Source organism: Chitinophaga agrisoli (assembly GCF_008386695.1).
Lineage (GTDB): Bacteria > Bacteroidota > Bacteroidia > Chitinophagales > Chitinophagaceae > Chitinophaga > Chitinophaga agrisoli.
In genome coordinates this window covers 52,972-66,939 of sequence record NZ_VUOC01000002.1, presented here as the reverse complement: position 1 = coordinate 66,939, position 13,968 = coordinate 52,972, and the positions used below count along the sequence as shown (strand labels likewise).

Below are 13,968 nucleotides of genomic sequence, written 5' to 3'. Positions count from 1 at the left end.
TTTTCCCTATCTTTGCGGGCAAATTTTTTAAAAAAATGGCGTTGCAAGCAGGAATAGTAGGATTACCCAACGTAGGAAAATCAACTTTATTTAACGCAGTAAGTAACAGCGCCAAAGCACAGGCCAGTAACTACCGGTTCTGCACTATTGAACCGAACGTAGGGCTGGTAGATGTGCCGGATGCCCGCCTGTTTAAACTGGAGGAGCTGGTAAAACCCAACCGGGTGGTGCCAACCACTATCGAGTTTGTGGACATTGCCGGCCTGGTAAAAGGCGCCAGCAAGGGCGAAGGCCTGGGCAATAAGTTCCTGGCCAATATCCGCGAGGTAGACGCCATCGTGCACGTGATCCGTTGCTTTGAAGACGATAATATACTGAGGGAAGAAGGGCCCATCAATCCTGTAGCTGATAAAGAGATCATTGATACCGAATTACAGCTGAAGGACCTGGAAACCGTTGAAAAGAAGGTGGCCCGGTCAGAGAAAATGGTAAAAACCGGTGGCGATCCCAAAGCTAAAAAAGAGTTCGAAACACTAAAGCTTTGCCAGGAACACCTGGAAAAAGGCAAAAATATCCGTGAACTGGGGCTTAGCAAAGAAGACCGTTCCGCCATTGCGGACCTTTTCCTGCTGACGGAAAAGCCGGTATTATATGTGGCCAACGTAGACGAAGGGTCCCTGCATACCGGCAACAAATTCTCCCAGGCCCTGACAGAGGCCGTAAAGGCAGAAAACGCGCAGGTGATCATAATGAATAACTCCATTGAAGCGCAGATCTCTGAAATGGAGGACCCCGCTGATAAAGAATTATTCCTGTCTGAATATAACCTCACAGAGCCAGGCCTGAACCGCCTGATCCGTTCTGCCTACAAACTGCTGGACCTGATCACCTATTTCACTGCCGGCGTGCAGGAAGTACGCGCCTGGACCATTCATGCGGGCTGGAAAGCGCCGCAGGCTGCCAGCGTGATCCATACAGATTTTGAGAAAGGTTTTATCAAGGCGGAAGTGATCGCTTATGATGATTATGTGAAGTATGGTTCTGAAACTGCTGCCAGGGATAATGGCCGCTTAAGGATAGAAGGCAAGGAGTATGTAGTGAGCGATGGCGACGTAATGCACTTTAGATTTAACGTATAGTCAGTAATGACTGAAGAATAACCCAATTTAGGTTGGGGGTTACAACAAAACAGAAGGTCCGGGTTTGCGCCCGGACCTTCGCCAATTTAAGTGGGTGGGTAAGTAATTATAAGTTGTACCCCAGGGATACATAATACTGTGCCCCTACGGTTGGGTTGCCCCATGATTGAATGTAATTTTTCTGGAGGATGTTAGCGCCGCCGATCTTAACGGTGGTCTTAGCTTTCGGGAACAGTTTGCTCACCTGCGCATCCAGCGTGCCGTAAGCGGGGATCTCGCTGATGCCCAGCGTATTTACTGCAGGGGATACGAAGGTGGAGTTCCAGATGAATTTATCCTGCCAGCGCCAGGTAACATTAAAGCCAAAATTAGAGCTGGCAATGTTACGATTACCAAGGTACAGGTTATAACGTACTTTAGGCGTGTTCCACATTACGCCCGCGCTGGTGAGGCCTTCATCATCCCGCAGATCGTTATAGGAGATATTACCGCCTATTGCAAAGTTAAGCGGCATGGAGTAGTCCAGGCCTAATGCCCAGCCCCAGGATTTAATATCCCTGTCCAGGTTTACGGGAATGGAGAAGATATCGTTGCCGCCGGTGGTGGCGTTTGGTTTAACCAATGCCTGTACGCCGTTATAATTTTTAAAGTTGTTGCTGTATACATAAGCATCCACCAACACCTTATTGGCAAACAGGCCTTTATAGCCTACCTCAAATGCCACGATCCTTTCCGGTTCAAAATCGCGGAATACATATTGCTGTGGCGTGCCGGCCTGTACGGATTCCAGGGTGTATACCGGTCCGTTCTTCAGACCAAAGCGGTCGATCATATAAGGGATACCACCTATCAGGCGATATTGAGGCGTTTGAAGGTTGATGTACTGATCCTGGCAAGTAGGAATGCGGAAACCTGTTTGATAGGATGCGCGGATATTGTGTGTTTTCAGGAAAGTATATACCGCAGACAGGCGTGGGCTAAATTGTCCTTTAAAGTTCTCGTTCTTATCATAACGGATAGAACCGGTAAGGTGCAAATGCTCATCGATCAGGCCTTTAGCTGCCTGTACATAGCCGCCAAATTCTTTGATGTTGAACTCATCACCATTATCATCCAGGGCAAACAGGGAGCCCCCGGAGTTAAGGGAATATACGCGGTAGTTGCCGCCAACCAATACTTCTACAAAGGGTATCAGATTGCTGAAGTTATACATGAACTCTCCCTGGTACAGGTTGGTCTTATCTGCAAAGCGGGCGCCTACACCCTGATCGTTGCCGGGGATAGGTTTCTCTTTCACTTTTGTAGCGGCGGCGTCAAATTCTGAGGTGCCTGGTAATAGGCGGCCTTGGTCAGCGGTAGCCCTTGCACCGTTGTGGAAATTGGTGCTGCCGTTTTGTGCAGCTGCGGTGGCAGCGGCATATGCTTGTGCGGGTGTTTGCCCGCCGCCTAGTGCTCCTACGAATGCGTCACGGAACGTAGTGAGAGCTTGAGTAGCATAAGCGCCAAAGTATTGCGGGAACCAGGTGGTGCTTGGTTTCCAGGCTTCGTTAATACCCTGCGCCAGGGTACCTATGGCGTAGCTGTCACCGGCCCTTTCCTGGGTGGTGTACAGGCGTACGTAGAAATTGCTGCCTTTTAATTCTGCTTTATACTGTCCCATCCGGAAGTTCTTGATAGAGTAACGGTCTGCGCCGGTATATACGGTGGTACCGGTACCGTAACTGCCTTGTACAAAAGCTTCCAGGTTATCTTTAATGCGGTAGTGGAGGGCGCCGTTGATCTTCATGTTCTTGGTATCATAGTCTGCCAGGTTGCGCTCATCATACCCGGTACGGGATACAAAGGAATTGGCGGTGGCCGGCATAATGGAGTTGAAGATCATGGCCGGTGTAATGGCGCCGCCGGTAGCAGCGGATAGAGCAGCTATCCCATCACCCAGCGGATTACCCGGGTTTAATGCGGCCGGCTGCAGGGACGTTCTCATGTTTACATTGGTCTCGTCGCCATAGGTATTTATACCATTATAAGCGGGGTTATTGGCGCGGGTGCCATCCGCAAGGCCATGACCGTTGAGCGTGCTTTGATCGCGGGGATCATAGGCTTGCCAGTCATCTGCCTTAATATAACCGAAGTTTAGTTTAAAGGCCCATTTATTATTAAAGGCGTGCGCATAACGTACGGTTACATCATAATAACCGGTGGTGGCTTTACTGCGGCCATCTTCTGACAGGATGCCGGATTTTACGTTGGCGCTGAGGCCCTGGTAGTCGAAAGGATTTTTACTGTTCATGAGCACAATGCCGTTCAGGGCGTTGGGGCCGTAGAGGGCGGATGCCGCGCCCGGCAGTAATTCCACATTATCCATATCCAGCTCGGTGATGCCCACGATATTACCTACGGAGAAGTTAAGGCCGGGGGCCTGGTTATCCATACCATCAATAAGCTGCAGCACACGGGTGTTGCCATTGCCATTAAACCCGCGGGTGTTTACGGATTTAAAGGTGAGGCTTTGCGTGCTCATCTCCACGCCTTTCATATTTGCGAGGGCATCATAAAAGGTGGGAGCGGGGGAAGCTTTAATGGCCCTGGAATCCAACTTCTCAATGGATACGGGGGATTGCAGTATGCTTTGGGCTACACGGCTGGCGGCCACTACTACTTCCTGGCCCAGGATCTCTGTAGAAGAAAGCATCACATTCACGGGCTCGCCCGCATTGCTTACTGTTACTTCCTCGCTTTTAAACCCTACGTAAGAGAATACCAGTGTAAGCGGCAGGCTGCGGGTAGTGTTAAACCGGAAATTACCACTGGCGTCTGTGATGGCGCCGGTGAGGGCGCCCTTAACGCTCACGGTTACACCAGGCATCTTCTGGCTGGTGGTGCTGTTGGTAACAGCGCCGGTGATGGTAGTTTGCTGTGCCTGTGCTACGGACCATAGGTTTAGTAAAATAAGGATGGAACACAAACATGTTCTGGTGAAACAGTTCTTCATACAATGTAGAATTTGGTTTTGGTTGAGCCGGGGATTCGTGGTTTATTTTGTTTGAACTAAAATAACGAACTATTGTGAATTAACAATTTTTTATTATAAAGGAAATGACCAATTACAAAGCTGCTCTTAAGGGTAAAAACCTGTCAGTAAGGAAGTTAAGGATTTTTTTGGTAGCATAGGCAAAAGAGGGCTATTTTCGGCCGTTAAATTTTGAAGGAACTTGTTATGTGGGGTGGTGATTATTTTATTTTATTGCCAATATTGGAAGGCCATTTGGAGATATAGGTAGCAGCAAAAAGCATATGAATAGTATCAAAGCTGGATGGATCATTATAATTTGTGCGGTATTATGCGGCGCCTGCAAGGACAGGCGGCCGCCTGTTGCATATACCGTTGATATATGGGATGCCCATTCATCCCGCGCTTATAGTATGGATTATCACATCAGCAATGACAGCCTATCGGTTAGTTTTATTGATGGATTGGTAGGCGGGCATGATTCCGTGTTACTGCGGCGTAACCTGACGGCTGTAGAGCGGGCGGAAATGGAGGATTATCTTTCTTCAATGAATATTGACACGTTAAGGGCTGAATATATTAATCACGCTGTTGAAGATGGTAATCAGAAAGGGGTGAGGTTGCAGATAGGGACAAAGGATAAGACGATCCTGCTCTCTAATGTTTACCTGGAAGAGATGAAGGGGCTTTTTAATGTGATCAATAACGTAATAGGGGATAAGCGATATAAGATCTGGTATGAGAAGGAGGTTATTCCTGATTTTCCGCGTAACACAAAAATGTAGTTTTAAACCTCAGAAATGCAATTTATTTTGTGCCCGAAAGTTTGGACCCGTTCCCTATATGTATAATTAGTATAGCGCACCCTGGTTGTCATACTTGTTATTGTTTGTGCCTGGAGGAGTACAATACCGCAATTTCCGGCATATAATGCGAATATAAATTTAAGGACAGCGACTGCTTTCTTATTGGAGAAAGAATTTAAATCCCTATAAACATGAAGAGTGTCTATTTTTCCTTTTTGTTAACATTGAGCTTACAGTTTGTTGCCATAATTGTAACGAAAGCTCAAATTGCCCACCCGTATTACACCAACAGGGCCATTGCCGGCCAGTCGGAGGACGCCCAGGGCGTCAATTACCTGTTACTGCATGAAGCTTATACCACCACCGCACTGGACGACCATCATGTGATGGGTAAGATTAGCGCTATAAGGGGCAATGATACTCGCTCCAATCGTAAGTGGACGGTAGAAGTGAATACCTCCAGTGCCTATCTGACCACCCGGGGTAGTATTATCAGCTATAATGAGCCTGCTTACCTGGTTACACTAACGTACAACGGGGTAAGATACCTGGCGGTTACTATCAATAATAACGCTATGCTGTTTTATTTTTCGTTTACAGGATATGCGCAGGGAGAAACCTTGCAGCTGGTGCATGATGAGAATGTAACGGATGTGCAGACCTTTACCAGTTTGGATCCTGTTACTATACAGGGAAGCGTGGCCATAGGCGGGACTACTACCGGTGCTCATAAGCTGACGGTAGAAGGGTCTATTGGCGCCCGTAGAGTGAAAGTAACAGCTGGTCCGGGCTGGCCTGATTTTGTGTTTGCGCCGGAGTATAGATTGCCAGCGTTGGGAGAGCTGGAGAATTATGTTAAGGCGAACCGGCATTTGCCGGAGGTGCCTACGGCGGCAGAGCTGGAGAAGGATGGGGTAGACCTGGGGGAGATGAATAAGCAGCTGTTAAAGAAGGTGGAGGAGTTGACGTTGTATATTATCCAGCAGCAGAAAACGATTGGGGAGTTGGATGCCCGGGTAAAAATGCTGGAGAAAACGGATGACGGATTTTGAAACAGTTTAGCGGTCAGTATCTGGAACAGTTTAATCAATAATGAAAAATCCTGTGGTGCATTGGCTACCCGGACAGCAGATACCAGCAAGGTGCAAGCAATCAATGATGCTCAAAATGGGAGCATGCCTTATGCGGAAAGGGGAACCTCTTTCACTAATATGACAAGAGGCCTTGCAACTGGTGTAAAAGTCAGGGTATTAGGTACAGATCAGTGGTTGTCTACTACTTATTATTATGATAATAAAGGTAGATCTGGTGTGAAATATAGGATTGATACTTCTCACGATTTTTATGGAGAGGTGTTAGCGGTTTCTTCAAACACAAGATGACTAACCGGCGCCCGTGTTATCATTTTACAATACTTGAAATAAAAATACACTTAAAAAATTATTCCTGATACCTACAAAATGGCTATTCTTTGGGCGAGGTAGCGACATACATTAAATTGACTCGAATATTTAAAGAAATACCATGAATATGAGATTATTATGGTGCATAATAGCCGGTATGCTTTTATGCAAGAGTGTTTTTTCGCAAAAGCCAGGATTGGAATTGCCCCGTTACACTTATCACACTCCACATGTTACAGGCCTTGGACAATATGGCGAATATCCGGTATCACTATCTACGGGTGTACCGGCGATTGATATTCCTTTGTATACGGTCAAGGGGAGCAAATTAGAGCTGCCTATTTCTGTATCGTACCATGCAAGTGGTATAAAGGTGGACCAGGAATCTTCCTTTGTTGGTTTGGGATGGGTGCTGAATGCAGGAGGCCTGGTTACACGTATCCTGGGGGACAAGCCGGATGATGGTACCTGGGGTTTCCTGTCCAACGGGAAGATCTTGCCGGACTATAACTCAATAGACCACCTGGATGGAGCGGGTACTGTTGGGAACAGTGATGACCTGGCGACATCGTTTAATAGCTTTGATAAAGAACCGGATATCTTTAACGTAAATGCGGCTGGTTTTAGCGATGCGTTTAGCCTGGATAACACGGGCAAATTTGTAAGCATGAATCAGGAGGCTAACTCATACAATGTTAACCTGTTAACGAGCACAATCGTTGTAAAAGATACAAAAGGTAATTTTTACAGGTTTGGTAAAGCGCTTGATGGCACACCTGCTTTTGAAAGGACTTCTACCAGTACCGTCACCACGGATAGTAATTCCGGAACCGGGAATCCATACACTAGTCCGACTTATGCATCCAGCTATCATCTGACTGAAATTATCTCAGCGGATTATTCGGATACGATCTCTTTTAAATATAAAACGGCCTTGTATGGGTATCAAAAGGTGATCAATTGCGCCCGCTATCTTTTACGTGCAGGATTTACAAGCGCCATAGATGATGATGGACAAAATTTCGATGGCTCCAGTTTCACCAGTCTTACTACCAGTATTGAAAACATGCAGATACCGGATAAGATCTTATTCAAGAATGGCTCTGTTGAGTTTACCAGCGCCAATGACCGTACTGATGTAGAACCGGCGGAAAGTAGTTCATTAAGTTTGACCCGGATCACAGGCTTTATTGTGTATGATGCCAAACGCAACGTTATAAGGAAAGTGGTATTTCAAAACGGAGATTACTTTAGCAGGACAGCGGCGGGTGTGGCGCTGAATAACCGGCCAATACTCGATTACCGCAAAAAAAGCCTTAAATTAAATGGAGTAGCGTTCTATGACCGGAACAATGCATTCGTAAATGATTATAAATTTGAGTATGATGCTGCTGCGTTGCCTCCCAGAAACACGACAGCACAGGATTTCTGGGGGTATCCTAACGGTAAGGCTAATTCGACTTTGATCCCTCAGATTTTTTTTACGGATGACTTTAATGGGTTACCACAATATGTGGGTGATAACAGGCGCTCTGATTTTAATTATATGAAAGCGGCCGTGCTGAATAAGATCACTTATCCCACCGGGGGGTATACTACTTATGAGTTTGAACCTAACTACTATTTGACAGCCGACCAGGCAGGTAATAAAGTACAGCAATCCCAGACATTTAAGGTATTTGCCCGTACGGCATCTTCAGAATGTGATGCTATTGGGTTCCTGGACGGGGTGCCGCAGAATAACTCATTGGATGTCCAGATCTCGGAAGACCTGGGGGCTTCTAATATATCCGCCGCTAATGTATATGTTGCATTCAGCGATTACAAGATAACGCCCATGGGACAATCTATGACGGCAAGGATAACCAGTTCAACCACCGGTGTTGATTTCACCTTTACGCAAACACCCAGTGAAAAAGACCAGCGGAAGACAGTGAACCAATCTATCACCATCAGCGAAGGAGACCGGTTTAAACTGGAGGCCAATACAAATGGTGTAACAGGTTGCAACACAAGTCCTTGTAATACCCCATATATCGAAATGGGCATCACGTACAATTATTGGGTAACAGCGCCTATCCAGCAGATTAACCCGGAGCCGGCAGGTGGTTTGCGCGTGAAGACCATCACTAATTTTGATATGAACGGAGCTCCTGTTTCCCAGCGGAAATATGAATACGGAGATACCAGGTATAATGTAGGCATTGGTACCCTTATCACTGAGCCCGGAAAAAATTACTACAATTACCCGCTACTGTACCGGGAAATATCGATAAAATCTCTTAAAAATCTGCTTTGGTTCACATCAGACAGTCAGGTGGAATTGGGGGCTAACGCAGGCTGCCCGGTGAATTATTTCCGCGTGATAGAAAAGCGGACATCTTATCAGACGGGGGAGTCCAACGGACGTACTGACTATTTCTTTAGCAGGAGCACCGGAGATTTTGAGCCTAAATCCGGTTTTAAGTATCCCTACAATACCGTCTATTATCCGGAGTGGAAACAACAGCCTTTGCTATTACAGACCATCCAGTATAAGTACGAAAACGGCGTTTATAAACCTGTTAAGGACGTGCGGTACGATTATAAAGAACTACCGGTGAAAAAGATCAAGACCTTGAAAATATGGGACTACGAGCCTGATATCCACCATGGTTCTCTGATTTCTACCACCTCCAACATATGGTTTTATTTAGATAAGAATCCTCACCGCTTTCTTTATTACAATTATTATGTTTCTTGTGGGAAGTATGTAAAAACCAGTGAAATAACCGGTGACTATACAGATGGCGCAGATTCTTTGGTGACAAAAATTGATTATCAGTACAACGAGAATAACGATCTGAGTAAGGAATCGTCCACCAACAGCAAGTCTGAAGCTACAGAGACCATTTACAAGTATACCGGGGACCTGGACTATACATCACTGATAAGCCAGAATATGTTATCCCTGCCGGTGCAACAGGAAACGCATATAAGCGGCAAATCTATTGCCGGCAGTATTTTAAAATATAATGATTTTGGAGGGATAACCGAGCGGTACCAGCTGTCCACCCCGGCGCCTGTAACGCCCGTAGCTTATACTGCGGCGGCTACCGTTCCACCATTATACGAAAGAAAAGAGTCTGTTTTTTACAATATAAACGGTAAAACCGTGCAACAGATCAAAGTAGAAAACAGCATCAATACCATATACATATGGAGTTATGCCAACCAGTTCCCGGTGGCGGAGATCCGGAATGCAGATTACGCTACTGTGCAAGCCGTTCTTGGGGCGACTGCCATAACGGATTTTGCAGTAAAGAATCCCACACCGGCAGAAGCAGAGGCTTTTGTTGTCGCGTTGCGGTCAGATGCCCGGCTTAAGGATGCCGCTATTGCCACCTATGTATTTGATCCGCTGGTAGGGGTAATCAGCATGCGGGATAACCGTAATCAGAAGTATTCCTATGATTATGATGCTTATGGCCGCCTGCAGACAGAAAGGGATCAAAATGGGAGTATACTTAAACAGTATGACTATCAATACCAGAAACCGATAACACAGTAGGTTGTGCTGCATGTGAGAAGACTAATAAAAAAACAAATTATTAATATTGCGGGGAATCAATGGTCCAGTACTAATCGCCATTAATTCTCCGCATCACTTCGAATGATATCTGATCAACTTATGCCTAAAAAATGCTAAGATTCAGTATCTTACGCCCACAAACGTGTTTAACCCGATCCCTATGCGTTACATCTGTTTATTTATCCTGGTATTGTTCTTTAAGATGGGTACGGTAAATGCCCAAACCGCTGACAGCACCACTCAATGCCCCCTCCAACAGGCAGACAGCACCGCCCGTGCGGTAGCCCAGGTGCCGGATAAATACCTGTCACAGGTAACTGCCAAATCCCGCAAAATGGAGCAGCAGGTTGACAAACGCTCCCAGAAAGCTTTAGACCAACTATCCCGCCAGGAGAAAAAGATGCAGGCCAAAATGGCGAAGATCGATTCCGCTGCGGCTAAAAACATCTTCAGTAAGTCCATTGACTCTTTAGGCAGCCTTAAAGCCCGCCTGCAAGGTAAAGCTGGTAAATACAACCCGGCTGCGCTGGGAGCTAACTATAACGGTTACCTGGATACCCTGCAGAACTCCTTATCATTTCTCAAAGGCGCCAAAGGTCTTACCGGCGGCGCGGAAGGTAAGCTGAACAGTTCCCTTCAAAGCGTACAGGACCTGCAATCCCGGTTGCAACAGGCAGAGGAGATCAAAGCCTATATCCGCGAGCGGCGGGAGCAGCTGAAAGAACAGCTGGCCCAGTATGCCGGCTTTGGCAAAGACCTGCAGAACATCAACAAAGAGGCTTATTACTATAGCCAGCAGTTAAAGGAGTACAAAGACCTGCTGAAAGACAAGAAAAAAGCGGAACAGAAAGTCCTGGAAACTTTAAAGAAACTGCCGGCCTATAACGATTTCCTGCAAAAGCATTCCCAGCTGGCCAGCCTGTTTAACCTCTCCGGCGGCGCGGGTGCAGATGTGGCCCAAAGCCTGGAAGGATTGCAAACCCGTAACCAGGTAGAACAGCTTATACAGCAGCGGTTGGGTGGGGGCGGACCGGATGCCCGCGCGGCGGTAAGCCAGCAGATGTCGCAGGCCAGGGAACAGTTTGACCAGCTGAAAAGCAAGTTCCCGGATGTGGACAATGCGGCTGATATGCCGGATTTCAAACCGAATGAGATGAAGACCAAAAGCTTTCTGCAACGCCTGGAGTTTGGCGGTAATATGCAGTTCCAGCGCTCTTCCCAATACTTTCCTACTACCAGTGATATTGCCGGGCAGGTGGCCTATAAGTTCCATAAGAATGGCAGCGCCGGCCTGGGCGCGGCTTACAAACTGGGTATGGGTACCGGGTTTAATGATATCAGGTTCTCCAGCCAGGGTATGGGGTTACGCTCTTTCCTGGACTGGAAGCTGAAAGGCACCTTTTTTGCGAACGGCGGTTTTGAAGAGAATTATAATACCAATTTCCAGAACGTAGGCCAGCTGGGTAATATCAGTAACTGGCAGGGCAGCGCGTTGCTGGGTATTAGTAAGAAGTATAAGATCAACAGTAAGCTGAAAGGGAATATTATCCTGCTGTATGATTTTTTGTATAACCAGCATGTACCGCGGACGGACCCTATAAAATTACGGCTGGGGTATAATTTTTAGAAGAAGCATTTTTAAACCCGATACCATGAAAAAGTATGTTCTGGTGATCATGTCATCATTGTCTCTTGTTTATGCAAAAGCACAAACTAACGTGAACAAATTAGAAGCTACAGGCAGTGCTGGAGTAGGCACTACAAATCCCGCTCAAAAGCTTGAGTTATACGACAACATTCCGCCCTATATGCAGATCACTAATACTGCTGATCTGTTAACGCCTGTTGGCGGCATAAAATTCAATATGTCCGGCACAGATGTGGGCTTAATAGAGCTGGAAAGAACCATTGCTACAGGCCGGCAGACCGCATTGAAGTTTTTTGTCAGAGGCCCTGCCAGCCTTAATGAGGCAATGCGTATAACAGCAACGGGCAATGTGGGGATTGGTACTAACGCTCCCAACTATAAGCTGCACGTACTGGAGACTTCGCCAAATAGCTACGATCCGTCTTCTACTACGTTGGTATTGCCAGCTGGTATTCTTAGTCAGCTAAGTAACACAGGCATCGGTGATCTGAAGGGAGCGTTTATGTCCAGCAATACCATTAGCAGCGGTGGCGTTAACCAAACCACTTACTGGGGGAGCGTATCCACGACTTCGGGGTTTTCGCCTGATTTTGTGATAGGCCAGCGTACAGCGCTTGCCGGGTATAGCGAACGGATGCGGATCCTCTCCAATGGTAATGTGGCCATCGGTACTACTACCGCTACCACAAAACTCTATGTGGCAGGTCCAATTGCCGGTGAAAATGGTGTGGTATCCAATTCAGACATGGGAACCGGCGGTTTTCAGCTGGCCAACACTTCCAAAACGCTCCGCTGGATCATCCGTGGTTTGAATACGGAAACCGGGACTGGCAACGGTGGATATGACCTTGATATTCTACGCAGGGGAGATGATGGTAGCGCCATTGGCTCTGCGCTCTATATCCGCCGCTCTGATGGTAACGTTGGTATTGGCACCGCCACGCCGGGTAGCTATAAGCTGGCGGTAGAGGGTACTATTGGCGCCCGCAAAATTAAAGTAACAGCAGGTCCGGGCTGGCCTGATTTTGTGTTTGAGCCTGGTTATCAGTTGCCTGCCTTACATGACCTGGAGGCGTTTATCAAAACCAATAAACACCTGCCGGACGTACCTTCTGCTAAAGATGTAGAAGATGACAAACTGGATCTTGGAGAGATGGATAAAAAATTGCTGCAGAAGGTGGAAGAGCTGACACTGTATATCATCGATCTTAAAAAAGAGAACGAAACACTGAAAAAGCAAAATGAAGATCAGCTCAATGAGCTGTTAAAGCGTATAGAAAAGCTGGAGCAACACTGATCCTAACATATTTATACCAATAAAAAGGCCTTAACGATCATCTGTTAAGGCCTTTTTAATATTTTATAACGCCACTTTCTCCAGCCAGCCTTCCAGGATCTTCCCGATCTGCTCATATTCGATCAGGAAACCGTCATGCCCATACGAAGAGTCGATCTCGTGGTAGGTAGCATGGGGAAGATGCCGTTCCATGAACAGCTGTTCTTCCGGCGGACAAAGGATATCGCTGGTGATGCCCATCAGCAGGGTGGGATGGGAGATCTCCGCCAACAGGGTAGCCATATCTGCGTTGCGGCCACGGGCAATATTGTGGCTGTCCATGGCTTTGGTGAGCAGCCAGTAGGTTTGCGCGTTAAAGCGGCTTACCAGCTTATCGCCCTGGTAGTTAATATAGGAGGCGGCCCGGAAATCGTCTTTTTTGTCTTTATCCGGGTCTGATTGTGTGTGTACAAAGGTCTGGTAGTTACGGTAGGTAAGCATACCAATGGCGCGGGCGGCTTTGAGACCGCGCTGGCCGGCCTGGGCGCTGGGATCCTGCCAGGAGCTGTCTGCCTCAATGGCCAGGCGCTGGGCGGTGTGGATGGCGATGCCCCAGGCGCTTTCGGAGGCGCCGGTACATAGCAGGAAAAGCCGTTCTATCAGCGCCGGTTCTGCCAATGCCCATTCCAGCACCTGGTAACCGCCCATGGACCCGCCTATGAGCAGATGGATCTTTTCAATGCCCAGGTGGCGGCGTAACAGGATATGGGCTTGTACCATGTCGCGGATGGTTACGTGCGGAAAGGTCTGGAACCAGGGTTGCCCCGTTTGGGGATTGATGGTAAGCGGCCCGGAGGTACCGTAACAGGAGCCCAGGATATTGGCGCAGACGATAAAATGCCGGGCGGGGTCTATGGCCCTGCCTTCGCCTATCAAACCGGCCCACCAGTCCGCCACATCTGAGTTGGCAGTGAGGGCGTGGCAGATCCATACCACGTTGCTGGCGTCCTGGTTGAGGGCGCCATAGGTATGGTAGGCAATGTGCAGTTCCGGTAATACCTGTCCGGATTCTAATGTAAAAGGTTCTGTAATATGTAGTTGCTGAACACTCAACC

General features: G+C 47.4%; 8 protein-coding genes. 6 read left to right on the top strand and 2 right to left on the bottom strand.

Translation table 11 applies throughout. The annotated features are described in order from the left end of the window. Positions 1 to 35: 35 nt before the first annotated feature. A complete protein-coding gene (gene ychF / locus F0L74_RS07740; RefSeq protein WP_149837300.1) occupies positions 36 to 1,139 on the top strand; it encodes a redox-regulated ATPase YchF in 1,104 nt (367 codons plus the stop codon). A 106-nt stretch (positions 1,140 to 1,245) separates the two neighbouring features. On the opposite strand, the gene F0L74_RS07735 is transcribed toward ychF, so the two are convergent. Continuing rightward, positions 1,246 to 4,131, bottom strand: a complete 2,886-nt coding sequence (locus F0L74_RS07735) for a TonB-dependent receptor (protein ID WP_149837299.1) — start codon at positions 4,129 to 4,131, stop codon at positions 1,246 to 1,248. A gap of 302 nt (positions 4,132 to 4,433) precedes the next feature. On the opposite strand from F0L74_RS07735, the gene F0L74_RS07730 reads away from it, so the two are divergent. The 5 genes from F0L74_RS07730 to F0L74_RS07710 all read left to right on the top strand — a co-directional run bounded on the left by F0L74_RS07730 (position 4,434) and on the right by F0L74_RS07710 (position 12,874). Continuing rightward, entirely contained in the window at positions 4,434 to 4,934 is a 501-nt protein-coding gene (locus tag F0L74_RS07730; RefSeq protein ID WP_149837298.1) for a hypothetical protein, read from the top strand. A 212-nt stretch (positions 4,935 to 5,146) separates the two neighbouring features. Further along, the gene (locus F0L74_RS07725; RefSeq protein WP_149837297.1) at positions 5,147 to 6,007 is read left to right on the top strand and encodes a hypothetical protein; all 861 of its coding nucleotides are present in this window, start codon (positions 5,147 to 5,149) and stop codon (positions 6,005 to 6,007) included. Positions 6,008 to 6,485: 478 nt separating this feature from the next. Next, a complete protein-coding gene (locus tag F0L74_RS07720; protein WP_188315908.1) occupies positions 6,486 to 9,908 on the top strand; it encodes a hypothetical protein in 3,423 nt (1,140 codons plus the stop codon). Positions 9,909 to 10,089: 181 nt separating this feature from the next. After that, positions 10,090 to 11,556 (top strand): LXG domain-containing protein, encoded by a 1,467-nt coding sequence (locus tag F0L74_RS07715; protein WP_246197652.1) that lies wholly within the window; start codon positions 10,090 to 10,092, stop codon positions 11,554 to 11,556. 25 nt (positions 11,557 to 11,581) lie between these two features. Further along, entirely contained in the window at positions 11,582 to 12,874 is a 1,293-nt protein-coding gene (locus tag F0L74_RS07710) for a hypothetical protein (RefSeq protein WP_149837295.1), read from the top strand. A 63-nt stretch (positions 12,875 to 12,937) separates the two neighbouring features. Here the strand turns inward: F0L74_RS07710 and metX are convergent, their stop codons facing one another. After that, entirely contained in the window at positions 12,938 to 13,966 is a 1,029-nt protein-coding gene (gene metX, locus F0L74_RS07705) for a homoserine O-acetyltransferase MetX (protein ID WP_149837294.1), read from the bottom strand. Between the last annotated feature and the right edge of the window lie 2 nt (positions 13,967 to 13,968).

Excerpts from the sequence above, each read along its gene's own strand:
- F0L74_RS07715 (WP_246197652.1), top strand. The coding sequence starts at position 10,090 with ATGCGTTACATCTGTTTATTTATCCTGGTATTGTTCTTTAAGATGGGT.
- F0L74_RS07730 (WP_149837298.1), top strand. The coding sequence starts at position 4,434 with ATGAATAGTATCAAAGCTGGATGGATCATTATAATTTGTGCGGTATTA.
- F0L74_RS07725 (WP_149837297.1), top strand. The coding sequence starts at position 5,147 with ATGAAGAGTGTCTATTTTTCCTTTTTGTTAACATTGAGCTTACAGTTT.
- F0L74_RS07735 (WP_149837299.1), bottom strand. The coding sequence starts at position 4,131 with ATGAAGAACTGTTTCACCAGAACATGTTTGTGTTCCATCCTTATTTTA.
- F0L74_RS07720 (WP_188315908.1), top strand. The coding sequence starts at position 6,486 with ATGAGATTATTATGGTGCATAATAGCCGGTATGCTTTTATGCAAGAGT.
- F0L74_RS07710 (WP_149837295.1), top strand. The coding sequence starts at position 11,582 with ATGAAAAAGTATGTTCTGGTGATCATGTCATCATTGTCTCTTGTTTAT.
- ychF (WP_149837300.1), top strand. The coding sequence starts at position 36 with ATGGCGTTGCAAGCAGGAATAGTAGGATTACCCAACGTAGGAAAATCA.